The sequence below is a fragment of the Pseudomonas sp. UTLPPB19802 genome, assembly GCF_059730225.1.
Genome location: NZ_AP048545.1, coordinates 6,675,457 through 6,700,979 on the forward strand (window position 1 = coordinate 6,675,457; position 25,523 = coordinate 6,700,979).

A 25,523-nucleotide genomic window follows, 5' to 3' on the forward strand; every position below is an offset into this window, starting at 1 on the left:
AAACACTGAAACGAATGGTGGGTGATGACGGGATCGAACCGCCGACCCTCTGCTTGTAAGGCAGATGCTCTCCCGGCTGAGCTAATCACCCTTCGCTTCCGGTGTGTGCGCATTATGCCACAAAAAATCCATAAAGCACTGATTTAAATAAAAAAATTTTAAACCGTGGATTTTCCCATACACCAGACAGCAAAAAGCCCGCACTAGGCGGGCTTTCCGTGATGCTCTGGCGTTCAGTGGTCCAGAACATCGAATATGGCGCAGCGGACGGGACTCGAACCCGCGACCCCCGGCGTGACAGGCCGGTATTCTAACCGACTGAACTACCGCTGCGCTAAACACTGATATCGAATGGTGGGTGATGACGGGATCGAACCGCCGACCCTCTGCTTGTAAGGCAGATGCTCTCCCGGCTGAGCTAATCACCCTTCGCTTCGGTGTGGCGCGCATTCTACGGAGCAGCACCCACTCTGGCAAGCACTTTCTTCAATATTTTTTTCAGGCCTTCCAAAGACTTAGCAGAGGGTTGGCCTATCGAGCCACGAAGACAATAATGCCCTCCTTTGTATAAAGGAGAGATTCGCCCCATGTGGTTCAAGAACCTGCTGATCTACCGCCTGACCCAGGATCTGCCTTTTGACGCCGAGGCCCTGGAGGCCGCGCTGGCGACCAAACCGGCCCGCCCCTGCGCAAGCCAGGAGTTGACCACCTATGGCTTCGTCGCGCCGTTCGGCAAGGGCGAAGACGCACCGCTGGTGCATGTCAGCGGCGATTTCCTGCTGGTTTCGGCCCGTAAGGAAGAACGCATCCTGCCTGGCAGCGTGGTGCGTGACGCACTGAAGGAAAAGGTCGAGGAGATCGAAGCCGAACAGATGCGCAAGGTCTATAAGAAGGAGCGCGACCAGCTCAAGGATGAAATCATCCAGGCCTTCCTGCCACGCGCCTTTATCCGTCGTTCGGCAACCTTCGCGGCAATCGCACCGAAACAGGGCCTGATCCTGGTCAACTCGGCCAGCCCGAAACGTGCCGAAGACCTGCTGTCGACCCTGCGTGAAGTACTCGGCACCCTGCCGGTTCGCCCGCTGACCGTGAAGATCGCGCCGACTGCCGTGATGACCGACTGGGTCAAGACCCTCAAGGCCGCCGAGAACTTCTATGTGCTCGACGAATGCGAGCTGCGCGACACCCAGGAAGATGGCGGCATCGTCCGCTGCAAGCGCCAGGACCTGACCGGCGATGAAATCCAGCTGCACCTGAGTACCGGCAAGATGGTGACCCAACTGGCCCTGGCTTGGCAGGACAAGTTGTCCTTCGTGCTCGATGACAAGATGGTGGTCAAGCGCCTGAAGTTCGAGGACCTGCTGCAGGACCAGGCCGAACAGGACGGTGGAGACGAGGCCCTGGGCCAACTGGATGCCAGCTTCACCCTGATGATGCTGACCTTCGGCGAGTTCCTGCCGGAACTGTTCGAGGCCCTGGGCGGCGAAGAGATCCCGCAGGGTATCTGATAACCCGAGCCAGACATTGCCCAGCAGGAGCCCGGCTTACCGGCGAAGAGGCCATGAGGCCGATAAAGAGCTTCGCTCACAAGCCAGGCTCCTACAGATAGGCGCTTGTCTGGCCCGACACCGCACATAACAAGGAAAACACCATGCGTGCACTGGCGGCCCTGAGTCGTTTTGTCGGTAACACCTTCGCCTACTGGGTCCTGATTTTCGCTGTGCTGGCGTTCCTGCAGCCTGGCTGGTTCCTCAGCCTGAAAGTCGCCATCGTGCCATTGCTCGGCCTGGTGATGTTCGGCATGGGACTGACGCTCAAACTCGAAGACTTCGCCGAAGTCGCACGCCATCCCTGGCGCGTGGCCCTGGGCGTGGTCGCCCACTTCATCATCATGCCTGGTGTGGCCTGGCTGCTCTGCCGGATTTTCCACCTGCCACCAGAAATCGCCGTCGGAGTGATTCTGGTCGGCTGCTGCCCGAGCGGCACCGCCTCCAACGTAATGACCTGGCTGGCCCGCGGCGACCTGGCGCTGTCGGTGGCCATCGCCGCCGTCACCACCCTGCTCGCCCCGTTGCTGACCCCCGCACTGATCTGGCTGCTGGCCTCGGCCTGGTTGCCGGTCTCGTTCATGGAATTGTTCTGGTCGATCTTGCAGGTGGTGCTGCTGCCGATCGTGCTCGGCGTGATTGCCCAGCGCCTGTTGGGTGAACGGGTACGCCACGCGGTCGATGTGCTGCCGCTGGTATCGGTGGTGAGCATCGTGATCATCGTCGCGGCGGTGGTCGCCGCCAGCCAGGCGAAGATCGCCGAATCGGGCCTGCTGATCATGGCCGTGGTGATGCTGCACAACAGCTTCGGCTATCTGCTGGGCTACTTCACCGGTCGCCTGTTCAAACTGCCGCTGGCCCAGCGCAAATCGCTGGCCCTGGAAGTCGGCATGCAGAACTCCGGCTTGGGTGCAGCACTGGCCAGTGCGCATTTCTCGCCACTGGCGGCAGTGCCGAGCGCGCTGTTCAGCGTCTGGCACAACATTTCCGGCGCCCTGCTTTCAACCTGGTTCCGCCGGATGACCGACGGACAGGAACGGCAAGCAGCCGATTGAGAGAGACTTGCTCCCCGGATGAATAATGTGCAATAAAATGCGCAAGGCAGGGACGACCCTGCGGCTCACTCGAGCTATTCAATCCGGGGACGGCCCCATCAATCGATGGAGGTTCACATGTCCTGGATCATTCTGTTCTGCGCCGGCCTGTTTGAAGTCGGCTGGGCCGTTGGCCTGAAATACACCGATGGCTTCAGCCGTCCACTCCCCACCGTACTCACCGTTGGCGCCATGGTTATCAGCCTTGGCCTGCTCGGCCTCGCCGTGAAGGAACTGCCGCTGGGCACCGCTTATGCGGTGTGGACCGGAGTCGGTGCGGTGGGCACGGTGATCGCCGGGATCATCCTGTTCGGCGAGTCGATGGCGCTGGTGCGGCTGGCGAGCGTGGCCCTGATCATCGCCGGGTTGATCGGCCTGAAGGTCTCGGCCTCCTGAGTTGCGCAGGTGGGAATCCGCTCACGGGCTCCCACCTATCCAGACGCAGGAGATGCAGCCTAGCGGCGGACCATCCCGCGCAGTTCCAACACCTGTTCACGCAGCTTCGACGGCAGCGCCCCCTCGGCCGCCACCGCTGGCCCGGCTACCAACGTCACCCGCGACCACAGACGCCGCAGGAAACCCTTGCCGGGATCACGACTGAAGAAACTGCCCCACAAGCCCTGCAGTGCCAACGGGATCACCGGCACCGGTGTTTCCTCGAGTATGCGCATCGTGCCGCCCTTGAACTCGTTGATCTCGCCATCGCTGGTCAACTTGCCTTCGGGGAAGATACACACCAGCTCGCCCTCCTTGAGGTACTCGGCGATTCTCCTGAAGGCCTGCTCGTAGATTTCCGGGTCCTCGCCCCGCCCGGCAATCGGAATGGCGCCAGCGGTACGGAAAATGAAGTTGAGGACCGGCAGCCGGTAGATCTTGTAATACATGACGAAACGGATCGGCCGCCGTACCGCGCCACCGATCAGCAACGCATCGACGAACGAAACGTGGTTGCACACCAGCAGCGCCGGTCCCTCATCGGGGATCAGTTCGAGGTTGCGATGTTCGACCCTGTACATGGAATGGCTGAGCAGCCAGATCATGAAGCGCATGCTGAACTCGGGGACAATCTTGAAGATGTAGGTGTTGACCGCGATGTTCATCAGCGACACCACCAGGAACAACTCCGGAATCGACAGTTTTGCCACGCTCAGCAGCAAAATCGAGGCAATCGCCGAAACCACCATGAACAGCGCATTGAGAATGTTGTTCGCGGCAATCACCCGGGCCCGCTCGTTTTCCGCGGTACGCGACTGGATCAGCGCATACAGCGGCACGATGTAGAAACCGCCGAATACGCCCAGCCCGAGGATGTCGAGCAGTACCCACCAGGCTTGACTGAAGTGCAGCAACGCCAACCAATCATTGGCCTGGACGTTCTGCGGCAGATTGCCCGAATGCCACCACAGCAGCAGCCCGAACAGGGTCAGGCCGAACGAGCCGAACGGTACCAGGCCGATCTCCACCTTGCGCCCGGACAGGCGCTCGCAGAGCATGGAGCCAGCGGCGATGCCCACCGAGAACACGGTGAGAATCAGCGTCACCACGCTTTCGTCGCCGTACATCCACTCCTTGGCATAGGCGGGAATCTGCGTCAGGTAGATCGCCCCGACGAACCAGAACCACGAGTTGCCGACGATCGAGCGGGAAACCGCCGGGGTCTGGCCCAGCCCCAGGCGAAGGGTGGCCCAGGACTGGCTGAAAATATTCCAGTCCAGGCGCAGTTCCGGGCTGGATGCAGCCGCCCGCGGAATGCCGCGACTGGCCAGATAGCCAAGCACCGCCACCAACACGATGGCTGCGGAAACAATGGTCGCGTAATGTGCCGAAGACATCATGACCCCGGCGCTGATGGTCCCGGCGAGGATCGCCAGGAACGTGCCCATTTCCACCAGGCCATTACCGCCGACCAGCTCGTCCTCGCGCAATGCCTGGGGCAGGATCGAATACTTCACCGGCCCGAACAGTGCCGAGTGGGTGCCCATGGCGAACAGCGTCAGCAGCATCAACGACAGGTGATCGAACATGAATCCCACCGCGCCGATTGCCATGATGGCGATCTCCGCGAGCTTGATCACGCGGATCAGCGAATCCTTGGCGAACTTCTCGCCAAATTGCCCGGCCAGGGCCGAGAACAGGAAGAACGGCAGGATGAACAGCAAGGCGCAGAGGTTGACCCAGATGCCACGCTCACCGTCGATGCTCAGTTTGTAGAGGATGGCGAGAATCAGCGACTGCTTGAACACGTTGTCGTTGAACGCACCAAGCGACTGGGTCACGAAGAACGGCAGGAAACGCCGTGTACGCAACAGACTGAACTGCGAGGGGTGACTCATCTTCCATGGTCCTGAGTGGCGCCGAGAGCGGCTTTCTTATTGGAGTGCGGATCACCGCTCCAGGCCACAACATTACCTAATCCTGAAGATTTATTTCGCGATTCCTGCAATGCAGGGTGAAACGAACAACTCGCCTTTATAAGCGCCACGCAGTGTGCGAGCCCCGACGATCAGCCACAACACCGCCAGCAAGCCAACCAGCACCAGGCCAAAACCGTTGAAAAAGCCCAGGTGCAGAACGCTGCCCAGTTTTAGCGTGGTCAGGGAATAGACACCCAGGGGGAAGGTGAATCCCCACCAGCCGAGATTGAACGGAATGCCGCTGCGCAGGTAGCGCAGGGTGATCAGCACCGCCATCAGCATCCACCACAGGCCGAAGCCCCAGAGGATGATCCCGGCAACCAGCCCCAGGCCATTGGCGATCTCGCCGATACCCGGCAGCCCGTTGGCGGCGAACACCGCTGGCGAGTCCGCACCCAGCAACAACATGCCCAATGCACCCGTACCGATCGGCCCCAGGGCCAACCAACTCGACGCCGCCATGTTCTCATGGGGCAGCTTGTGCAACGCCATGCGCAACAGCAGGATCGCCAGGATGCTGAACGCCACGGGCACCGAGAAAGCCCAGAGCACATAGCTGGTGATCAGCACCCTGAACGGCATGGCCTGGTCAGCCAGATGCGGCGCCAGCAACGCACCGCTGGCCGCCGCCACTTCCGCCGCGACCACCGGCAGCAGCCAGACCGCGGTCATCTGGTCGATGCTGTGTTCCTGGCGCGTGAACATCATGTAGGGAATCAGCACCCCGCAGGCCAGCGACATCGCCACATCGACCCACCACAACGTCTCGGCGATGCGTACCGCGTTGTCGCCCCAGTGCGGTATGCCGAACAACAGGAAACCGTTGATGATGGTGGCCAGCCCCATGGGAATGGTGCCGAAGAACATCGAAACAGTGGAGTGACCGAAGATCCGCCGCGCCTCATCGAAGAACAACACCCAGCGTGCGCCATAGAGGAGGCTGAACACGCTGAACAGCAGGATGTTGAACAGCCACAGGCCCTCCGCCACGGTACGCAGGCCTGGCACCGCGACAGGCAGTTGCGCCAGGGCCAGGGCCAGGACACCGGTGCCCATGGTTGCGGCGAACCAGTTGGGGGTGAACTGGCGAATGGCTTCGAGTGGATGCTGCAAATGGCTCAATGGCCGCAGTCCGGGTTTGATGCTGTTGGTGCAGGCTTGCATGATTGGCTCCTGTCCTCAGGTGAGGTTGCAGCCATCATAGAACCGTATCGAATATCTATATAACGGGTATTTTCTCTATAACTTATCTATTTTAAAGATATACCTCAGATACTGCCCTCACTCTCGATCACCAGCACCCGCGCCGGGCCTTGCGGCTCGGCCAGATGCTCGCAGCCGATACCCGCGTAGAAGATATCGCCGGCCTCCAGCATCATGACCTGTTCAACACCGTCCTGGCGATAACGCATGCACACCTGACCATCCAGCACCACGAATACTTCCTGCCCGTCGTTGACGTGCCAGATGTAGGGCTGGTCGGTCCAGTGCAGGCGGGTACTGATGCCGTTCATGCTGGCAATGTCCAGTGCCGCCCAGGGACGGGCACCGGTAAAATCTCGACTGCGGATGACTGTCATGATTGCTGCAGTGCCTGTTGGTTGGAGGCCGGGATCGAAGAGCGCGACAGGGCCACGCCCTGCTCCACCGCCGACAGCCATTGCGCGGTGCTGGCCACGGCGGCGAAGCGGGTATGGAACACCACGCTGAACACCCGATGGATTTCCTCGGCACTGGCTCGCCCCGCTTCGTTGGCATAGGGCAGCGAACCGGTGGCATCCTCGAGGAACTCGACCGCCAGGCCAAGGTGGGTGGCTTCGAAGATAGTCGAGGCGTTGCAGTTGTGGGTCATGTAGCCGACCACGCTCAGGGTGTCGATTTCGCGTTGCGCCAGCCACTGGGTGAGGTCGGTGCCGGCGAAGGCACTCGGCAGGGTCTTGTTCAGCCGATGATCATGGCGGCGCGAGGCGACCACCGGATGCAACTCCCAGCCTGGCGAGCCAATGGCGAACAGTGGCGAGGTGGCCGGAGCATCGTTCTGCACGACTACCACCGGAATACCCGCGGCATTGGCCGCATCGATGGCCTTGCCGATGTTGGCCAGCGACTCGCTGACCGGCGGGTATTCGATCAGCAGGTTGCCGCTGACGTATTCGTTCTGCACATCAATCACGATCAGCGCACGACGGGGAGCTTGGGACATGGTGCTGCACCTGGTAGTGGTTTCGGGAGCCCATGATTGCCTGCTACCGCAAAACGTATAAGTGGCCTGAAAGACAATATTCGATAAGATCAGGCCAAACCCATCCGCCCGAGGCCATCTCGATGAGTACCATTCATATCGCCGTGATCGCCTTCAACGGCATCAGCCCGTTCCACCTGTCCGTGCCGGCCCTGGTGTTCGCCGAGCAGCGTGAAGGCATCGATATGCCGCGCTTTGCCCTCAAGGTCTGCGGGTTCGAACCGGGGCCGCTCAGTACCTCTGCCGGTTTCGATATCCAGGTGCACCACGGGCTGGACGTGCTGGAGCAGGCCGATGTGATCATCATGCCGTCTTGGCGCGACACCGAGGAACGAGCGCCCGAGCCCCTGCTCGCTGCCTTGCGCCAAGCACATGCCCGGGGCAGGCGGATCGTCGGCCTGTGCCTGGGCGCCTTCGTGCTGGCCGAGGCCGGCCTGCTCGACGGCCGCAGGGCCACTACCCACTGGAACTGGGCCACGGCCTTTGCCCGGCGCTACCCGCAAGTCCAGCTTGATGCCGATGTGCTGTATGCCGAGTCCGACCACCTGCTGACTTCGGCCGGCACTGCTGCGGGGCTTGATTGCTGCCTATACCTGATGCAGCAACTGTGTGGGGCCGAAGCTACGCACAAGGTGGCCCGTCGACTGGTGATCGCGCCCCATCGCTCGGGCGGACAGGCACAATTCATCGAGCGGCCGATCACCACCGCCGGCGAACAGGACCGCATCGGCCAGCTACTGCAATGGCTGGGGCAGCATTTCACCCGCGACCACTCCCTGGATGAACTGGCGGAGCGCGCGGCCATGAGCCGTCGCTCACTGACCCGGCACTTTCGACAGATGACCGGGACCACCATTGGCCAGTGGCTGCTGGGGCAACGCCTGAGTCATGCCCAGCGCCTGCTGGAAAGCAGCGCCAAGAGTATCGAGGCCATCGCCGTGGAATCCGGCTTCGGCAGCGCACTGTCGCTGCGCCAGCACTTCAATGCTTCGCTGCATATTTCGCCGTCGGCCTACCGCGCGCAATTCATCGGGCGCTGAGCCAGGTCACGGTTGCCTCCGGCGGCGACTCCACGGTGCCGGGCAGGCCCTGGTAAAGATCCATCTGGTATTCCCGACTTAACCAGGAGAGATCCAGCAGCGGCTCCATACCCGGCGCCGGTCGCCGTATTTCATCGCCACGCAGCAGCATATTGCGCATGATTGCGAAGCGCGCCCGGCTGATATGCCCACCCGAACCATAAAAAGCCGGTCGCCCCAACTTCCTCGCAACGCCGGCATCACCACCGAACCAGCCGGCAGCGATACCCAGGCGCGCCATGATGAAAGCGTGATCCCTGAGGATCGAGGCACAGACTTCCACCAGGGCGATAAAGCCTTGTACCACCAGGTCCATCGACTCCAGGCCGTGGAGCACGGCCATGCGCCTGCCGATCGAACGCCCACGTCGACCTGCCAGCAAACAATCGATGCATTCATGGGCCAGCAACACCCGCCGCCTGGGATCCGGTTCCAATAGCATGGCCTCACGCAGGGTGTGGAGCGCGTAGGCCAGGGGCAACGCCCCGCGCGACCGCATCGCCGCTCCAGGCAGGACGTGCCGCAACTGCCGCCCGAGAGCCGACAACACACCCGTGCCCAATAGCAGCACCGCCTGGCGGGACAAGGGCTGCTCGGCTATCTCAAGGACCAGGGTGAAGGTTTGCGACAGATTCGCGCCCGCGAGTTGGCGCGCCAGGTGATCGGCGTCCAGCGGGAACGTCCGGGAGATGGAGGCAGGCATGAGCGTCCTGAGGCAAGCGGATAATGAATCCGTAACAGGATCGCCCGCCGCCCGTCTCCACGACTTTCAATTAGCGCCCGCCAGCAACCCTCAGGCAGCGCACGCCTTGGCCGGACGCTGCAAGCGCAACACCAGCAGGGCGCCCAGCAACAGCAGGATCAGCACAGCGCCGTACCCTTGCGTCGTGACGATCAGACCCAGGCTGCGACTGAGGCTCCCGGCAAGGAACGCCGGCATGCAGAAGGCCAGGTAGCTGAGCACATAGAATGCCGACAGCAGCCCCGCCCGCTCATGGGGCAGCGCCAATGGCACGACGCTGCGCAGCGCACCGAGGAAACCGGCACCGAAGCCACTGCCGGTGATCAGCGTGCCGACAAAGAACAACGACAGGCTCGCCTCGTACACGGCGACCAACACCAGTACCACACCGACCGCCAGCAAGCCGGCCCCCAATTGCAGAACCTTGTCCGCCGCCCGCTCGCGCAGGGCAAAAATCGCGGCGGCGCCGCTCAGGGTCAGGATCGCCACCAGGCCACCGCCGATCAGGTTCGAGGTCGAACCGGTGACTGCCCGGACCAGCGACGGCGCCAGGGATGAGTAGAAACCACCGACCATCCACACCGCGACATCCACCGGCAACGACAACCAGAGCGCCCGCCGTGCCTGTGGCGGCACATGCAGGGTCGGCCGCAGGGATGCCAGCGCGCCAGATTGTGCACTGACACTCTCCGACAGGCGCCAGACATACAGGGCCTGGAACAGGAGCAAGGCGCACAACAGCTCGTACACCAACTGCGTCGGCCGTGGGCAAAACTCCACCAACAGACCGGAACCCAAACCTCCGCACGCCATCCCCAGCAGCGGCGCCAGGCTGTTGACCAGCGGCCCCCTGCGGTTGTCGCGGTCCAGCAGCGCTGCACCGAGCACACTGGTGGCCATCCCGGTCGCAAAGCCCTGCAGCACGCGGGCGGCGATCAACAACGGTATGCTGTCGGCCATGATGAACAGGCCCATGGCGATGATCTCCAGCAGCAATGCACTGAAAATCATCGGCTTGCGTCCCAGGTAATCGGATAACGAACCGACCGTCAGCAAGGCGGCCAGCAGACTCAATGCATAGACGCCGAAAATCAGCGTCAGGGTCGCTGCGGAAAACCCCATTGTTTCCTGGTACAGGTGATACAACGGAGTCGGCGCGCTGGACGCGGCGAGAAAGGTCAGCAAGGTGATCGACAGGAACACCAGCCCGGAACGATTCGAGACAGGCAGTTCAGCACGGTTGGACATGGGCACACTCCACAAAAGCTAAATTTTTGCTTTTGTGGAGTGTGCTACTGGTTTTCGCTTAAAGCAAATTCTTTGTGTTAAGGTTTTATCCATGGCGATAAAAGAGAGTATCCGCCCCGGTGGCCGCAGCGCCCGGGTCCAGGAATCGATTCATGCGGCCGTTCGTACGCTTCTTGAAGAACAGGAGCGCTCCAGCATCACCGTGCCACAGATCGCCAGCCTGGCCGGCGTTACCCCGTCGACCATCTATCGACGCTGGGGCGACCTGTCCGAGCTGCTGGCCGACGTCGCCCTGGCGCGCATGCAGCCGGACCGCCCACCGTTGGACACCGGCAGCCTACTCGGCGACCTGCGAGCCTGGGCCGAACAGTACCTGGACGAGATCAGTTCGCAGCCGGGACGCAACATGATGCGCGACGTGCAGAACAGCGCGTCCATCCCCTGCCACTGCGTGGAAATCCTCAGTGCACAGTTGCGGATCATTCTCGATCGCTACCGACAGGACGGCCAGCCCCTGCCCGCCATCGATCACCTGATCAACCTGATCGTCGCGCCGACGGTGTTTCGGGTACTGTTTTCCAATGCCCACCTGACCGTCGAAGAACTGCACCGCCTGATCGACATCGCCCTGGACACCTGAGCAGGCTGCGACACCAGGCCACGCTGCGACCTTGGTCGACACTGACGCCGCCCGGCCATCGTGCGAGACTGGGGGCCCGGGGCCGGACTGCCCTCGGGATGTCTTTTGCCGGGAGTTTACATGTCGCTGTCCAGCGGGCTGATCGCCGTCGTCGCCCTGGCCTATATGGCCATCATGTTCGCCATCGCTTTCTATGGCGACCGTCGCAGCGCGCCATTGCCGCCGCGGGTTCGCGCCTGGGTCTATAGCCTGTCGCTGGCGGTCTACTGCACCAGCTGGACCTTCTTCGGTGCGGTCGGCCAGGCCGCCGACCAGCTCTGGGCCTTCCTGCCGATCTACCTCGGCCCGGTGCTGTTGCTGGTATTTGCACCCTGGGTCCTGCAGAAGATGGTGCTGATCAGCAAGCAGGAGAACATCACCTCGATCGCCGACTTCATTGCCGCCCGCTACGGCAAGTCACAGTCACTGGCGGTAGTGGTGGCACTGATCTGCCTGGTCGGGGTGCTGCCTTACATCGCCCTGCAGCTCAAGGCCATCGTTCTCGGGGTGAACCTGCTGATCGGTGCCGGGGCCGACGCCATGGGCGTGCGCGCCCAGGACACGGCGCTGATCGTTTCGCTGGTACTGGCGCTGTTCACCATCCTTTTCGGTACCCGCAACCTCGACGCCACCGAACACCACCGCGGCATGGTGCTGGCGATCGCCTTCGAATCCCTGGTCAAGCTACTGGCCTTTCTCGCGGTCGGCGCCTACATCACCTACGGCGTCTACGAGGGTTTCGACGACCTGTTCGACCAGGCCCGCAACTCGGCACTACTGACCGAGTACTGGAAAGAAACGGTCAACTGGCCGTCCATGGTAGTCCAGACCGGCGTGGCGATGATGGCTATCATTTGCCTGCCGCGGCAATTTCACGTCACCGTGGTGGAGAACATCGAACCCCAGGACCTGCGACTGGCCAAGTGGGTGTTTCCCACCTATCTGATTCTCGCCGCGCTGTTCGTGGTGCCCATCGCCCTGGCCGGGCGGATGATGCTGCCTGTCGAGGTCCTGCGCGACTCCTACGTGATCAGCTTGCCACTGGCCCAGGCCCACCCTTCCCTGGCATTGCTGGCCTTCATCGGTGGCGCCTCGGCGGCTACCGGCATGGTGATCGTCGCCAGCGTGGCCCTGTCGACCATGGTCTCCAACGACATGCTGCTGCCCTGGCTGCTGCGCCGTAACAACTCCGAGCGACCATTCGAGGTGTTCCGCCACTGGATGCTGTCGGTGCGCCGGGTGAGCATTGTCGCCATCCTGCTGCTGGCGTATGTCAGCTACCGCCTGCTGGGCTCCACCGCCAGCCTGGCGACCATCGGCCAGATCGCCTTCGCCGCCGTTACCCAACTGGCGCCGGCCATGCTCGGGGCACTGTACTGGAAACAGGCCAACCGGCGCGGGGTATTCGCCGGGATCGCCGGCGGTACCTTCATCTGGTTCTACACCTTGGTCCTGCCGATTGCCGCCCACAGCATGGGCTGGTCGCTGGGCAGTTTCCCCGGCCTCGCCTGGCTGCATGGCAATCCGCTGAACCTGCCCATTTCGCCACTGACCCAGGGCGTGGTGTTGTCGCTGGCCGGCAACTTCACGCTGTTCGCCTGGGTTTCTGTACTGTCCCGGACCCGCGTCTCGGAGCACTGGCAGGCCGGGCGCTTCATTGGCCAGGAAATCAGCGCCCGTCCCAGCGCACGCTCGATGCTGGCGGTGCAGATCGAAGACCTGCTGACCCTCGCTGCGCGCTTCGTCGGTGAGGAACGGGCACGCCAGAGCTTCATCCGCTTCGCCTATCGCCAGGGCAAGGGCTTCAACCCGAACCAGAATGCCGACAGCGATTGGATCGCCCATACCGAACGACTGCTGGCAGGTGTCCTGGGTGCATCCTCGACCCGGGCAGTGGTCAAGGCGGCCATCGAGGGCCGGGAGATGCAGCTGGAAGACGTGGTGCGCATCGCCGACGAGGCGTCCGAAGTGCTGCAATTCAACCGCGCCCTGCTGCAAGGCGCCATCGAGAACATCACCCAGGGCATCAGCGTGGTCGACCAGTCACTGAAGCTGGTGGCCTGGAACCGCCGCTACCTGGAACTGTTCAACTACCCGGACGGGCTGATCAGCGTCGGGCGACCGATTGCCGATATCATCCGCTACAACGCCGAACGCGGGCTCTGTGGGCCGGGCGAGGCAGAGGTTCATGTCGCCCGGCGCCTGCACTGGATGCGCCAGGGGCGTGCACATACTTCCGAGCGGCTGTTCCCCAATGGCCGGGTGATCGAACTGATCGGCAACCCGATGCCTGGCGGCGGGTTCGTCATGAGCTTCACCGACATCACCGCGTTCCGCGAGGCCGAGCAGGCCCTCACCGAAGCCAACGAAGGCCTGGAACAGCGAGTAGCCGAACGGACCCACGAACTGTCGCAACTCAACCTGGCGCTGACCGAGGCCAAGGGCAACGCCGAGTCGGCCAACCAGTCCAAGACGCGTTTTCTCGCCGCGGTCAGTCACGACCTGATGCAACCGCTGAACGCCGCCCGGCTGTTTTCCGCCGCGCTGTCGCATCAGGAGGAAGGACTTTCCGAGGAAGCCCAGCAACTGGTGCAGCATCTGGACAGCTCATTGCGTTCTGCAGAAGACCTGATCAGCGATCTGCTGGATATCTCGCGCCTGGAAAACGGCAAGATCACACCGGACTCGAAGCCGTTCGTGGTCAATGAACTGTTCGATACCCTGGGCGCGGAATTCAAGCTCCTGGCCCAGGAACAGGGCCTCAAGTTCCGCGTGCGTGGCAGCCGCCTGCGGATCGACAGCGATATCAAGCTGCTACGAAGGATCCTGCAGAACTTCCTGACCAATGCCTTCCGCTATGCCAAGGGCCCGGTACTGCTGGGTATCCGCCGACGTGGCGAGCAGTTGCTGCTGGAGGTCTGGGATCGCGGCCCAGGAATCCCCGAGGACAAGCGCCAGGTGATCTTCGAGGAGTTCAAGCGCCTGGACAGCCACCAGACCCGCGCGGAAAAAGGCCTGGGGCTGGGTCTCGCGATCGCCGATGGGCTGTGCCGGGTGCTCGGGCACCAGTTGCAGGTGCGCTCCTGGCCGGGACGAGGCAGCGTCTTCAGCGTCAGCGTACCGCTGGCCCGCACACCGGCATCGGTGGCCGGTGCCGGCCCGGCGAGCCATGGACAGCCCATGAGCGGTGCCCAGGTCCTGTGTATAGATAACGAGGACAGCATCCTGATCGGCATGCACAGTCTGCTCAGCCGCTGGGGCTGCCAGGTGTGGACTGCACGCAACCGGCAGGAATGCGAGGCACTACTGCAAAAGGGTATTCGCCCACAACTGGCGCTGGTGGACTATCACCTGGATGACGGCGAGACCGGCACCGACCTGATGGCCTGGCTGCGGGCCCGTCTGAACGAACCGTTGCCCGGCGTGGTGATCAGCGCCGATGGCCGGCCGGAGACCGTTGCGCAGGTCCATGGCAGAGGTCTGGACTACCTGGCCAAGCCGGTAAAGCCGGCGGCGCTGAGAGCCCTCTTGAGCCGGCACCTGACGCTTTGAGTGTGCCTGTTCGCGGATGAATCCGGCGCCCACAATGACCGCGCCAGGCACAGGTATTGTGTAGGCCGCGAAACCTGTGGGAGCAGGATTCATCCGCGAACAGACCAGCACAAACTCGCGCGGGTCTACTCCGGCAGCTCGACCACACCATCGGCATCGGTCATCGCCCGCTCCAGCAGGTCCGCAGGCAGGCTCTTGCTTGCACGGGCTCCCAGCAGCTTGAGCTGCTCGCTGCGACTGATCAGGTTGCCGCGCCCTTCTGTCAGTTTATTGCGCGCCGCCGCGTAGGCCTTGTCCAACTGCTGGAGACGGTTGCCCACCTCATCCAGGTCCTGGATGAACAGCACGAACTTGTCATACAGCCAACCGGCACGCTCGGCGATTTCCCGCGCGTTCTGGCTCTGGCGCTCCTGTTTCCACAGGCTGTCGATCACCCGCAAGGTGGCGAGCAGCGTGGTTGGACTGACGATCACGATCTGCCGGTCGAAGGCTTCCTGGAACAGATTCGGCTCCGCCTGCAAGGCCGCCGAGAACGCCGCCTCGATCGGCACGAACAGCAGGACGAAGTCCAGGCTGTGCAGGCCCTCCAGGCGCTTGTAGTCCTTGCCGGACAAGCCCTTGACGTGGTTGCGCAGCGACAGCACATGCTGCTTGAGCGCCGCCTGGGCGATCACATCGTCGGCCGCACCGACATATTGCTGGTAGGCCGTCAGGCTGACCTTGGAATCCACCACCACCTGCTTGTCGCCGGGCAGCAGGATCAGCACGTCCGGCTGGAAACGCTCGCCATCGGGCCCCTTGAGGCTGACCTGGGTCTGGTACTCGCGGCCCTTTTCCAGGCCAGCGTGTTCGAGTACCCGCTCAAGAATCAGCTCACCCCAGTTGCCTTGGGTCTTCTGGCCCTTGAGCGCCTGGGTCAGGTTGGTCGCCTCATCGCTCAGGCGCAGGTTCAACTGCTGCAGGCGCTCCAGCTCCTTGCCCAGGGAAAAACGTTCGCGGGCCTCGGCCTGGTAGCTCTCCTCGACGCGCTTCTCGAAGGACTGGATGCGTTCCTTCAACGGGTCGAGCAACTGCCCGAGACGTTCCTGGCTACTTTGCGCAAAACGCGCTTCACGCTCATCGAAGATCTTTCCAGCCATCTCGGCGAACTGCGCCCGCAGTTCGTCCCGCGAGCCTTGCAGGTCATCGAGCCGCTGCTGATGGCCTTCCTGTTGCTCGCGCAACTCGGCACTCAGCGACGCCACCTGCGCATCGAGACGGCGCAGCTCGACCTCTTTGTTGTTACGCTCCAGATTCCAGGCGTGGGCGGCATCACGGGCATTGTCGCGCTCGATCTGCAGCAACTCGACCTCGCGCCGCAGCGCCGCCAACTCCGCCTGCTTGGCCGCATTGGCCTGGCCCAGGTCGCTGACCTCGTCACGGCAGGCATCCAATTGAGCGTTGAGGCCGTCCTGGGCCAGTTGCGCATTGGCCAGGCGTTCATCCTGCATGGCCAGCTCGGCCTGCGCTGCGCTGCCACGGCGCTGTAGTTGCCAGGCAAACGCCAACAGTGGCAGCGACGCTCCCGCCAAACCGAGCAACAGACTGGTCAGATCCAACGCCATAAGAACTCCCGCCCAACACCGGACTCAAAGGGTCAAGGGTAGCGAACACGCTACGCCAGGGACAGCTCAGTCTTCGAGCAGGCCCAGTTCGCGTCGTGCAACCTGGTCGCCAGCACGCGCCGCCTGGCGCAGCAGGTCGTGACCGATCCTCCGCTCGCGGGAACTGCCGCAATCACGGCACATCAACTGCCCCAGGCGTCGTTGGGCCAGCACGACGCCCTGGCGTGCCGGCTGCTTCAACAGGCGGCCGGCAAAATGCTTGACGTTGGGGTTGTGGCCCAGGCTCGGGCTGTCCAGCAACCAGAGAGCGACACGCAGCGAAAAACGCTTTGGCTTGGCCGAAATCGTATTGGACGAAGATGGAGATGATGAGGTCGAACGAAACTTCATATCAGGCAGTAGGGCAAATCGCAGGGCGCGCCACTCTACTCTTTTTTTCGCGAAGGTAAAGCCGAAAAAAAGCGACACGCCCGTGCTAGAGCAAGCGCTTGGGACAATCCACAGAAGCTGTGGATAACTCAGTGGACAACCCCCCTTTAACCCCCGCAAAGCCCCATGGAACGGGGCTCGCAGTCAAACTGTCGATTTTTTCACCAATAAAAAAAGACGATATTTTTCATTGACTTGTATTTCCAATACAGGCATTCGCGGGCCCGGAGAGTTAGATGACAATGAGGTGACAGGCCGGGCCGATAATGTGCACAAGTGATACGTGCGTGGTTATATCGGCGCACCTTTTTTGCACAAGCTGATGGGGCAAGGCCCTGCGGCAAGACTGGTGACCTGATCCAGAATGAGATCGAGTGCCTCCCTATCGAGCAGGCCAAAAAACGCCGAGGCCTAGCCATGAGCACCACGGCATTTTTTGCAAGAAAGCCTTCCCTTTCGCTTATCAATACGCTAGTATTCGCGCCGTTAGTACCAAGCTGAAAGTCAATTCTGGTCGAACATATCCCTTGGCCTGCCCCTTCGAAGAAGCCGGCGACTGAAAACAGGGAACGACCACCTCGATGGTTTCCAGGTAAAACTTGCGCGAACACAGCCTTTGAATCGATAGCAAAGGGTGTTGCCAAGGATTTTTTCTCCGACCGAACCAACCTGCAAATTGATCAGGATCTTCACCCCGGGCCCAGAACCTTTGCCCCTGTCGTGATTGCCTGCCCTCCTGAGTACCTACCTGCCAGCCCGAGCGCCACTTATATTTCAAGCGCTGCAAACTGGCTGCCTTGTTCCAGTCAGGTTCTTTTTCCGGCCAATGGTGGCACGGCATTACTGGAACGTTTTAACGCTGCACGGTTCAGATACCGTGTCATTTGTAGGAACACCAATAATTATGTCGACTCAAATCCACACCCAGGACGCCATTCGCACGCTGACCAACGCCTTTGCGCCAATGAACTGCCTGATCATGGCTGCCCGCAAGGGCTGCTTCAGCTTCACACTGGTCAACGAACACGGGATCGCTCGTCACAGCGAGCGTCTGTACCCGGAGCAATACTCCAGCGCAGAACCCCTGCAGGCGGTGATCGAACGCACCCGCCAGGCATTGGTTGCCTGAAGTTCGGACGAACGGCAACACACCAGCCCCGCCCTGCAAGCGGGGCTTTTTATTGCCTGGAATTTCGCGATTTTGCCGTTCAGCCTAATCACTAATAAATATATCAAGCTGGAGATGCGGGTTTTAAATATTTTAAAAACAGTCCTTTACAGCAAGGATATGACACTACACTTCAACTCAAGCGGCTTGGGTCGCTTCCGGCAGACCTGCTCGATCCATCGCTGCCAAGCGCCAGGTCTCGCCGGCCGATTACAAAATCACAAGCAGTCTTGAGGATGTCATGGGTATTGCCGCGAGGGAACTGCGCCTTTATGTGATTCGCCCGACCTTGCAGTACCTGGGCCGTCACAGCCAATGTGCAGAAGCACTGTTGCTGGGCATCGCCGCCAGTCAATCGGACCTGGGCTCAGCCCTGCACAATCGGGGTGGCCACGGCCTGTATCGAATCGGCGAACGCCGCCACGCCGAACTCTGGGACCATTACCTGGCCCATGACCCGGAACTGGCCAGCCTGGTTCGCGGCCTCGCCAGCCAACACGCCTTCCTCAGCAGCCCACACCTCGAACTGACCGTGAATCTGCGCTACGCCACAGCCATTGCCTGGCTGCTGATAGAACAACAGCAAATGCGACTGCCCGCCCTCGACGACCTGCTCGGAATGGCCCGTATCTGGCGACAGACTTTCCAGCCACAAGGGCGCCTGCGGGACTTCACCCGCGCCTGGAAAAATTGTGACTCATCGGTCAGTTTTGTCGCCTGTTAGTCATACGATTTCAAATTCAGAAAAATCTGACAATTTTGGTTGGATTGTCCTACAAAACCGCTCTATCTCCTGCGATACAGCCTATAGCGCCGAAGCAAAAATGTTGGTAGTTTTCGCCTCGGTGATCACCACGGAGTTCTAATAATGAAAAAAGTAATGCTCAAGACCACACTCAGCCTCGCCGTTACCCTGGCATCCACCCAACTGTTCGCAAGCGGCTTCGCCCTCAACGAACAGAGCATCAGCGGGATGGGTACTGGTTTTGCGGGTCGATCCTCCTCTGCCGATGATGCAAGCACTGTTTATGGCAACCCTGCTGGTATGGCACGCCTGAAGGGCCAGCAAGTCACCGTCGGGGTAGCCTCTATTGATGCCAAAACCGATATCAAGAACCCAGGCGGCCGCTCCAGTGGCAGCAACGACGGTGACATGGTCCCGTTCACTTCCGTTCCGATGGGTTTCTACACCAACCAGATCAACGATCAATGGAGCGCGGGTGTCGGCATCTATGCGCCGTTCGGCCTCGTTACCGACTATGAAGGCGGCTTCCGCGGTCGTGGATTCGGTAGCAAGAGCGAGGTAAAGGTCGTCACCTTGCAACCTACCGTCAGTTATGCTTTCAACGATAAGGTTTCGATCGGTTTCGGTCCGACCATCAACCGTATCTCCGGTGAATTACAATCGGACCTGACGCTCAACCCGGCCTTCGGCGATACCAATGTCAGGATCAAGGGTGATGACACCGCCCTGGGCTTCAACGCCGGTATCCTGGTACAAGCGACCGATACCACGCGCGTAGGCCTGACCTATCACTCGAAAGTGAAGTACAAGCTTGAGGGGCACACTGACGTTACCGCGGGTGCTGGTACTCCTGGAGCCCTGTTGCGTAGCGCCCGCTATGACGCCTCGCTGAAAATCGAGACACCTGAATCCTACGACCTGTCGGTTACCCAGGACGTGAACGATGCATGGAAAGTTTACGCAGGTGCAACCTGGACCCGCTGGAGCCGCCTGAAGGACATCACGGTCAACAACGAAGGTGTCACCGCCTCTTCGCCGATTGGAGTGGCGCCCACCCTGTTCGGCTCTATCAGTGAGCCACAGAATTGGCACGACACCTGGGCCTATGCTGTGGGCACCTCCTACCAGTTGAACAAACAGTGGATAGTGCGCACCGGCCTGACCTTCGATCAGTCGCCGACCAACAACACTGATCGCTCGCCACGCATTCCGACCGGCGATCGCACCATTATCAGTGCTGGTCTGGGCTACGCAATCAGCGACAACCTGATTATTGACGCGGCCATTTCCTATCTCAAGGAAGAAGACGTTACCGTCAATAAAAGCAATACTCTGGCAAGCTACAGCGCCAAGTACGAAAACAGCGCATGGGGCTATGGCCTGGGCGCAACGTACAAGTTCTGATCCGCTGCAAGCCTGAACGGCTTATCGGTTGAACAGAAAAAAACCCGCCTCGGCGGGTTTTTTATGGCTGTCTATCTCAGGGCTTCGAAGCAATCGCCTTTTCCACTGCCTCGATCAGCTCCGGACTATCCGGTTTGGTCAGGCTGGAAAAATGCGCGATCACCTTGCCCTGGCGATCCACCACATACTTGTAGAAATTCCACTTCGGCGCACCACCCTGCTCGCCCAGCACCTTGAACAGGTGGACGGCATTATCACCCTTGACCACCTGCGGCTCGGTCATGGTGAAGGTGACACCGTAATTCACATAGCAGACCTTGGCCGTCTCGGCACCATCCTTGGACTCCTGCTTGAAGTCATTGGACGGCACGCCGATCAGTTCCAGGCCCTGCCCCTTGTAACGCTGATACAGCGCTTCCAGCCCCTTGAACTGCGGCGCAAAGCCACAGAAGCTGGCGGTGTTGACGATCACCAACGGCTTGCCGGCGAACTTCTGGCACAGATCGATGGACTCCTTGGCCCGCAACTTGGGCAACTGCCCCTGCAACAACTCGGGACAATCAGCCGCAGCAGCAGCCCCCGAAAAAGCCAGCAAAGCCATCGGCACCCACAACCAGCGCATCGCCATATCCTGCATCCTCAGGTAAAGAGATCACACCCCGACGTTACTCGCCTGTGCACTCCCCTAGCAAGCGGGTACCGGTAGGCAACTACTAGCAAAGCCCCATGCCCAACTGCATCAACGCCAGGCCGCCGCGATGCCAGCCCCACCACGCCAGCGCGAGCAGCAGTGCCAGAATCGCCAGGGTCGACAGCTTCGACCAGCGCGAACTCACACTGCCCCCAGTTGCGCCTGCAAGCGCGCAACCGGCCGCTCACGCACCGGCCAATTCAAGGCTGCGGCCAACAGACTCAGAAGAATCGCCACCTGCCAGATCAGGTCGTAGCTGCCCATGCGGTCATAGACAACACCGCCCAGCCAACCGCCAAGGAAAGAGCCCAACTGGTGGAACAGGAAAACGATCCCACCCAACATGGATAGATTTCGCACACCAAAGAGCGTCGCCACGGTGCCATTGGTCAGCGGTACCGTCGACAACCAGAGAAACCCCATGGCCATGCCGAACAGGTAAGCGCTGGTCTCGGTCACCGGCAGCCAGAGGAACAACCCGATCACCGCAGCCCGGGCCAGGTACAAGGCAGTCAGCAGGCGTGGCTTGGACATCCGCCCACCGAGCCAGCCGGCGGTATAGGTACCGAAGATATTGAACAGGCCGATCAGCGCCAGCACCGTGGTGCCGACACTCGCCGGCAGATGCTGGTCGACCAGGTAGGCCGGCAGGTGCACGCCGATGAACACCACCTGGAAGCCACAGACGAAGAAACCGAACGCCAGCAGCCAGAAGCCGGGATGGGCACAGGCTTCGCGCAGGGCTTCAGCCAGGGTCTGCTCGCCGGCCATGACCGGCAGTGGCTTGTCCTTGAGCATGGCCACCAGCGGCACGATCAGCGCCACCAGCACCCCGAGTACCAGCAGGGCCGTCGACCAGCCCAGCCAACCGATCAGCCCCAGGGTGCCCGGCAACATCGCAAATTGACCGAATGAACCGGCGGCACTGGCAATGCCCATGGCGATACTGCGTTTCTCCGGTGCGACAGCTCTTCCGACCACGCCGAGAATCACCGAGAAGGAAGTGCCCGACAGACCAACGCCGATCAGCAGGCCAGCGCTCAGCGACAGGCTCAAGGCCGAATCCGACAACCCCATGAAGACCAGGCCAAGGGCGTACAGCACACCACCAATCAACACCACCCGGGCGGCACCAAAACGATCGGCCAGGGCCCCGGTAAAGGGCTGGGCCAGCCCCCAGATCAGGTTCTGCAAGGCAATGGCGAAGGCGAAGACCTCGCGCCCCCAGCCGAACTGCGCACTCATCGGCGGCAGGAACAGACCGAAGCCGTGCCGCACCCCCAGCGACAACGCCAGGATCAGCGCACTCCCAAGAAGAATCCAGCCACTGCTACGCCAAAGCGATGTCATTATTGTTCTCCGCTATCGGGTATATACCCGTTTCAAACCAAATAAAAAGGCGATTACTCGCCCTCCGCCAGTTCATCCAGTAACGCAAGCAAGGCTGCGCGCTTTTCCTCGCCCAGACGGTCGGCCAGGCGCTGCTGCGCCGCCTCCCAGGCCGGGAAAGCTTCCTCCAACCGCTTGGCACCGGTTTCCGTCAGGCAGACCAGGCGATTGCGCTGGTCAGCGCCTTCGCTCATCGTCACCAGGCCTTCGCCTTCAAGTACCCGCAGATTGCGGCCCAATGTACTGCGATCCAGGCCCATCGCCTCGGCCAGGCCGGAAATGCTCGGTTTCTCCAGGCGCCGCAGATTGCACAGCAAGGAATACTGCGCAACGTTGATCCCGAAGCCGTCGAGAGCGCCGTCGTAATGCCTGCTGACGCCACGAGCGGCGCGACGCAGGCTGATGCATAAGCAGTCGGTGGATAACATGATGCGTGTATATACCCGTTACTTTCCAAATACAAGTTTAATCAATGTCCAGGGATATGCGGGGTACTCCTTCGCGGATAAATCCGGCTCCCACAGGTGTACACCAAGCACCTGCCTGGCCCGCTCTCTGTGGGAGCCGGATTTATCCGCGAAGGGGCACCCGAAACACCTCAGACCAGCGCTAACCCCACGAGAACCGCCATCTCCAGCAACTCCAGCAAAGCCCCGGCGGTATCGCCCGTCGTTCCGCCCAGGCGCCGAATCATCAGGTGTCGCAACCAGCAGAAACACCCTGCCGCCAGCAGCAGCGCCAGCGCCCCGTGCCATCCGGCCAGCCCCAAACAAGCGAGTACACTGACCAGCAAAACCTGCCAGCCGGCCCGTCGCGGAAGATGGTCGGCCAACGCCTGGCCCAATCCACCTGCCCGCACGTATGGCGTCAGCAGAAACAGCCCCAGCAGCGCGCTGCGCCCGATCAAGGGAGCGAGGACCAAGGCGATGGTCTGCTGCTGTTCGATCAGTGCCAGCAAGGCACAGAACTTCAACAGCAGCACCAGGATCAGGGTCACCACGGCAATCGGCCCGCTGCGCGGGTCCTTCATGATCGTCAGCGTACGCTCGCGATCGCCAAATCCGCCCAACCAGGCGTCCGCGCTGTCAGCCAGGCCATCGAGATGGAGACCGCCGCTGAACAGCACCCAGATCGTCAGCAGCAAGGCCGCGTGTAGCAACGCTGGCGCCGATGACAGCAGCCAATCGGCTCCATACAGTCCGCCGCCCAGCAGCAAGCCAACCAGTGGATACCAGAGCAACGAGCGCCCCAACTCCTGGGGTTGCGGCATGCCCGGCAGGCGAATCGGCAGGCTGCTGAGAAACTGCAGGGCAATCCAGAATGGCAACAGGCTCACGAACCTTCCCTCAGTTGGCCGTCAGCCGATACCTGCAAGCTGAACAAGGCACCATGGGCTACCTCGACCTGCAGCAGTTGTTCACGAGGCAACCCTCGTGCCCGAGCCAGCAGCAACTTCATCACCCCGCCATGGCTGACCAGCAATACCCGCTCTCCCGCATGGCGTTGCTGCAGACGCTCGACCGCCACCAGCACCCGCTCGGCAAATCGCGACACAGGCTCGCCTGCGGGCGGAGTGAAGCCATAGGGATCGCTCCAGAAGCGCCCCAGGGCTTCGGCATCGGTCTCCATCAACGCCGCCGCACTCTGCCCTTCCCAGGCGCCGAAGTGCAGCTCCTGCAGGTCTTTTTCCAACTCGACGGGCAGCCCGAGCCGCTCACCCAGTTCCACGGCAAAACGCGCGCAACGCTGCAACGGCGAACTCACCACCCGGCTCCAGGGACCACTCGCCAATACCGCCTGGCGCATCTGCTCCCAGCCCTTGTCGGTCAAGGCATCATCCAGACTGCCACGCAAGCCACCGCCCAGCTCGGTTTCGCCATGGCGCAGCAGGTCCAGGTGCAACGTCGTCATGCCGGACGATCCGCCACCGCCGCCTCGGCAAAGGTCGCCATCTGGCCGTGCAGGTCGCAGGCCAGGCGCACCAGGGGCACCGCCAGGGCCGCGCCGCTGCCTTCGCCAAGGCGCAGGCCCAGCTCCAGCAATGGCTCGGCCAGCAGGCTTTCGAGGACATGCCGGTGGCCCAGTTCGGCACCGCGATGGCCAAAGATCAGCCAATCCCGGCAGTCGGGATTCAGCCGCACGGCAACCATCGCCGCCACGCTGCAGATGAAACCATCGACCAGCGCCGCCACACCCTCCTGCGCGCAAGCCAGGTAAGCCCCGGTCAGCGCCGCGACCTCGAAGCCGCCAAGACGGAACAAGGCCTGCAACGGATCACTCGAATGTCCGGCATGCAGCGCCAGCGCCCGCTCGATCACCTGGGCCTTGTGACTGACTCCGGCCGGGTCCAGGCCGGTGCCCGGCCCGGCAAGCAGGCTCGCCGGACAGCCCAGCAAGGCACAGGCCACGGCGCTCGCCGCAGCAGTGTTGCCAATGCCCATCTCGCCCCCGATGAACAGCTCGCTACCGGCCGCCACCGCCCGGCGTACGCTATCGCGCCCGGCCTCCAGGGCCAACAGCCCCTGGGCCTCGGTCATCGCCGGGCCCTGGGTGAAGTTCGCCGTACCTGCACCGATCTGCAGGTGGCGTACGCCGGGCAGATTGAGCATCGGCGTGACGGTGCCGAGGTCATTCACATCCAGTTGCGCGCCCAGTTGTCGCGCCAGCACGCTGATCGCCGCGCCACCACTGACGAAGTTGGCGAGCATCTGCCCGGTGACTTCCTGGGGATAGGCCGACACCCCCTCCGCGACCACGCCATGATCACCGGCGAAAATCGCGATCCACAGATGGTCGACCCGCGGCTTGAGCCGGCCCTGCAGGCCCGCCAGTTGCACCGCCACCTGCTCCAGCAGGCCAAGGGAGCCGGTCGGCTTGGTCAACTGCTGCTGACGCTCGAACGCCGCCTCACGGGCTTGCCCGTCGATTGCCCTGCAGGGCTCCAGCCACCACAATTGATTCATAACGCAGGTCCTTTCAAAGTCAGGGGCAGGCCGGCAACGGTCAGCACGACACGCTGACAACGTTCGGCCAGGGCTTGATGCAGCCAACCGGCTTCATCGACATAACGGCGAGTCAATTCGCCCAGCGGCACGACACCCAGGCCGCTCTCGTTGCTGACAAAAATGATTTCGCCCGGCAAATGCGCCAGGCACTCCAGCAACGCGTCACGCTCGGCTTGCAGGCGCGACGAATCTTCCTGCATCAGCAGGTTGGTCAGCCACAGGGTCAGGCAGTCCACCAGCAGGCAGCTATCGGCGCTGGCGTTGTCGCGCAAGACCTGCGCCAATTGCAACGGCTCCTCGACCAGCCCCCAATGGGCCGGGCGCCGCTCGCGATGCAAGGCGACCCGAGCACTCAGCTCGCCATCCAGCGGCTGGCTGGTGGCGACATAGATGACCTGTCGCCCGCTTTCCGCCGCCAGGCGCTCGGCCAGGCGACTCTTGCCGGAACGGGCACCGCCCAGAATCAGTTGCTGCATATTCAGTCGATCCGC

Annotated in this window: 25 protein-coding genes and 3 tRNA genes; 9 read left to right on the forward strand and 19 right to left on the reverse strand. The window is 61.8% G+C overall.

What is annotated here, in order from left to right; all coding sequences use genetic code 11:
- Positions 1-15: 15 nt before the first annotated feature.
- The 3 genes from AC6I6U_RS29345 to AC6I6U_RS29355 all read right to left on the reverse strand — a co-directional run bounded on the left by AC6I6U_RS29345 (position 16) and on the right by AC6I6U_RS29355 (position 428).
- Positions 16-91 (reverse strand) — tRNA-Val (locus tag AC6I6U_RS29345).
- Positions 92-256: 165 nt separating this feature from the next.
- Positions 257-333, reverse strand: a tRNA-Asp gene (locus AC6I6U_RS29350).
- Positions 334-352: 19 nt separating this feature from the next.
- Positions 353-428: transfer RNA gene (locus tag AC6I6U_RS29355), tRNA-Val, on the reverse strand.
- A gap of 159 nt (positions 429-587) precedes the next feature.
- Between AC6I6U_RS29355 and rdgC the strand changes: the two genes are divergently transcribed.
- The 3 genes from rdgC (at position 588) to sugE (ending at position 3,037) form a co-directional block, all read left to right on the forward strand.
- Positions 588-1,508, forward strand: coding sequence for a recombination-associated protein RdgC (rdgC, locus tag AC6I6U_RS29360; protein WP_497879455.1), 921 nt, complete (start codon positions 588-590; stop codon positions 1,506-1,508).
- A gap of 143 nt (positions 1,509-1,651) precedes the next feature.
- The gene (locus tag AC6I6U_RS29365) at positions 1,652-2,602 is read left to right on the forward strand and encodes a bile acid:sodium symporter family protein (protein WP_497879456.1); all 951 of its coding nucleotides are present in this window, start codon (positions 1,652-1,654) and stop codon (positions 2,600-2,602) included.
- Between the two features lie 117 nt (positions 2,603-2,719).
- On the forward strand, positions 2,720-3,037 hold the full coding sequence (sugE, locus tag AC6I6U_RS29370; protein WP_497879457.1) for a quaternary ammonium compound efflux SMR transporter SugE: 318 nt from the start codon (positions 2,720-2,722) through the stop codon (positions 3,035-3,037).
- A 59-nt stretch (positions 3,038-3,096) separates the two neighbouring features.
- Here the strand turns inward: sugE and AC6I6U_RS29375 are convergent, their stop codons facing one another.
- The 4 genes from AC6I6U_RS29375 to AC6I6U_RS29390 all read right to left on the reverse strand — a co-directional run bounded on the left by AC6I6U_RS29375 (position 3,097) and on the right by AC6I6U_RS29390 (position 7,258).
- A complete protein-coding gene (locus tag AC6I6U_RS29375; protein WP_497879458.1) occupies positions 3,097-4,974 on the reverse strand; it encodes an MFS transporter in 1,878 nt (625 codons plus the stop codon).
- Between the two features lie 90 nt (positions 4,975-5,064).
- The gene (locus tag AC6I6U_RS29380) at positions 5,065-6,219 is read right to left on the reverse strand and encodes a TDT family transporter (RefSeq protein ID WP_497879459.1); all 1,155 of its coding nucleotides are present in this window, start codon (positions 6,217-6,219) and stop codon (positions 5,065-5,067) included.
- Positions 6,220-6,323: 104 nt separating this feature from the next.
- Complete coding sequence (locus AC6I6U_RS29385; protein ID WP_497879460.1) at positions 6,324-6,635, reverse strand: cupin domain-containing protein; 312 nt, start codon at positions 6,633-6,635, stop codon at positions 6,324-6,326.
- The gene (locus AC6I6U_RS29390; protein WP_497879461.1) at positions 6,632-7,258 is read right to left on the reverse strand and encodes a cysteine hydrolase family protein; all 627 of its coding nucleotides are present in this window, start codon (positions 7,256-7,258) and stop codon (positions 6,632-6,634) included. Before AC6I6U_RS29390 ends, AC6I6U_RS29385 begins: the two co-directional genes overlap by 4 nt.
- Positions 7,259-7,380: 122 nt before the next feature.
- Here AC6I6U_RS29390 and AC6I6U_RS29395 point away from each other — a divergent pair, with 122 nt between their 5' ends.
- The gene (locus tag AC6I6U_RS29395) at positions 7,381-8,337 is read left to right on the forward strand and encodes a GlxA family transcriptional regulator (RefSeq protein WP_497879462.1); all 957 of its coding nucleotides are present in this window, start codon (positions 7,381-7,383) and stop codon (positions 8,335-8,337) included.
- On the opposite strand, the gene AC6I6U_RS29400 is transcribed toward AC6I6U_RS29395, so the two are convergent.
- Positions 8,324-9,079, reverse strand: a complete 756-nt coding sequence (locus tag AC6I6U_RS29400) for a hypothetical protein (protein ID WP_497879463.1) — start codon at positions 9,077-9,079, stop codon at positions 8,324-8,326. The genes AC6I6U_RS29395 and AC6I6U_RS29400 overlap by 14 nt on opposite strands.
- Positions 9,080-9,169: 90 nt before the next feature.
- Positions 9,170-10,366, reverse strand: a complete 1,197-nt coding sequence (locus AC6I6U_RS29405; RefSeq protein ID WP_497879464.1) for an MFS transporter — start codon at positions 10,364-10,366, stop codon at positions 9,170-9,172.
- Between the two features lie 91 nt (positions 10,367-10,457).
- Between AC6I6U_RS29405 and AC6I6U_RS29410 the strand changes: the two genes are divergently transcribed.
- The gene (locus AC6I6U_RS29410) at positions 10,458-11,006 is read left to right on the forward strand and encodes a TetR/AcrR family transcriptional regulator (RefSeq protein ID WP_497879465.1); all 549 of its coding nucleotides are present in this window, start codon (positions 10,458-10,460) and stop codon (positions 11,004-11,006) included.
- A gap of 120 nt (positions 11,007-11,126) precedes the next feature.
- Entirely contained in the window at positions 11,127-14,597 is a 3,471-nt protein-coding gene (locus AC6I6U_RS29415) for a hybrid sensor histidine kinase/response regulator (RefSeq protein WP_497879466.1), read from the forward strand.
- A 125-nt stretch (positions 14,598-14,722) separates the two neighbouring features.
- On the opposite strand, the gene AC6I6U_RS29420 is transcribed toward AC6I6U_RS29415, so the two are convergent.
- The gene (locus AC6I6U_RS29420; RefSeq protein WP_497883130.1) at positions 14,723-16,087 is read right to left on the reverse strand and encodes a DNA recombination protein RmuC; all 1,365 of its coding nucleotides are present in this window, start codon (positions 16,085-16,087) and stop codon (positions 14,723-14,725) included.
- 180 nt (positions 16,088-16,267) lie between these two features.
- Positions 16,268-16,591, reverse strand: coding sequence for a sel1 repeat family protein (locus AC6I6U_RS29425; RefSeq protein ID WP_497879467.1), 324 nt, complete (start codon positions 16,589-16,591; stop codon positions 16,268-16,270).
- 943 nt (positions 16,592-17,534) lie between these two features.
- On the opposite strand from AC6I6U_RS29425, the gene AC6I6U_RS29430 reads away from it, so the two are divergent.
- The 3 genes from AC6I6U_RS29430 (at position 17,535) to AC6I6U_RS29440 (ending at position 19,947) form a co-directional block, all read left to right on the forward strand.
- The gene (locus AC6I6U_RS29430) at positions 17,535-17,759 is read left to right on the forward strand and encodes a hypothetical protein (RefSeq protein WP_497879468.1); all 225 of its coding nucleotides are present in this window, start codon (positions 17,535-17,537) and stop codon (positions 17,757-17,759) included.
- A 280-nt stretch (positions 17,760-18,039) separates the two neighbouring features.
- The gene (locus AC6I6U_RS29435; protein WP_497879469.1) at positions 18,040-18,522 is read left to right on the forward strand and encodes a hypothetical protein; all 483 of its coding nucleotides are present in this window, start codon (positions 18,040-18,042) and stop codon (positions 18,520-18,522) included.
- A gap of 144 nt (positions 18,523-18,666) precedes the next feature.
- A complete protein-coding gene (locus AC6I6U_RS29440) occupies positions 18,667-19,947 on the forward strand; it encodes an OmpP1/FadL family transporter (RefSeq protein WP_497879470.1) in 1,281 nt (426 codons plus the stop codon).
- A gap of 76 nt (positions 19,948-20,023) precedes the next feature.
- Here the strand turns inward: AC6I6U_RS29440 and AC6I6U_RS29445 are convergent, their stop codons facing one another.
- From AC6I6U_RS29445 to cobU, 8 genes are all read right to left on the reverse strand, one after another.
- Complete coding sequence (locus tag AC6I6U_RS29445) at positions 20,024-20,575, reverse strand: glutathione peroxidase (RefSeq protein ID WP_497879471.1); 552 nt, start codon at positions 20,573-20,575, stop codon at positions 20,024-20,026.
- An 85-nt stretch (positions 20,576-20,660) separates the two neighbouring features.
- Positions 20,661-20,783, reverse strand: a complete 123-nt coding sequence (locus AC6I6U_RS29450; RefSeq protein ID WP_497883164.1) for a hypothetical protein — start codon at positions 20,781-20,783, stop codon at positions 20,661-20,663.
- Positions 20,780-21,988, reverse strand: coding sequence for an MFS transporter (locus tag AC6I6U_RS29455; protein ID WP_497879472.1), 1,209 nt, complete (start codon positions 21,986-21,988; stop codon positions 20,780-20,782). The genes AC6I6U_RS29450 and AC6I6U_RS29455 overlap by 4 nt, the downstream gene beginning before the upstream one ends.
- Positions 21,989-22,041: 53 nt before the next feature.
- On the reverse strand, positions 22,042-22,455 hold the full coding sequence (locus AC6I6U_RS29460) for a MarR family winged helix-turn-helix transcriptional regulator (protein WP_497879473.1): 414 nt from the start codon (positions 22,453-22,455) through the stop codon (positions 22,042-22,044).
- Positions 22,456-22,625: 170 nt separating this feature from the next.
- The gene (locus AC6I6U_RS29465; protein ID WP_497883131.1) at positions 22,626-23,357 is read right to left on the reverse strand and encodes an adenosylcobinamide-GDP ribazoletransferase; all 732 of its coding nucleotides are present in this window, start codon (positions 23,355-23,357) and stop codon (positions 22,626-22,628) included.
- 2 nt (positions 23,358-23,359) lie between these two features.
- Positions 23,360-23,938 carry an alpha-ribazole phosphatase family protein gene (cobC, locus tag AC6I6U_RS29470; RefSeq protein WP_497879474.1) on the reverse strand — a complete coding sequence of 193 codons (579 nt, stop codon included), beginning with the start codon at positions 23,936-23,938 and terminating at the stop codon, positions 23,360-23,362.
- The gene (gene cobT, locus AC6I6U_RS29475) at positions 23,935-24,990 is read right to left on the reverse strand and encodes a nicotinate-nucleotide--dimethylbenzimidazole phosphoribosyltransferase (protein WP_497879475.1); all 1,056 of its coding nucleotides are present in this window, start codon (positions 24,988-24,990) and stop codon (positions 23,935-23,937) included. Before cobT ends, cobC begins: the two co-directional genes overlap by 4 nt.
- On the reverse strand, positions 24,987-25,508 hold the full coding sequence (gene cobU, locus AC6I6U_RS29480; protein WP_497879476.1) for a bifunctional adenosylcobinamide kinase/adenosylcobinamide-phosphate guanylyltransferase: 522 nt from the start codon (positions 25,506-25,508) through the stop codon (positions 24,987-24,989). Before cobU ends, cobT begins: the two co-directional genes overlap by 4 nt.
- Positions 25,509-25,523: the final 15 nt, after the last annotated feature.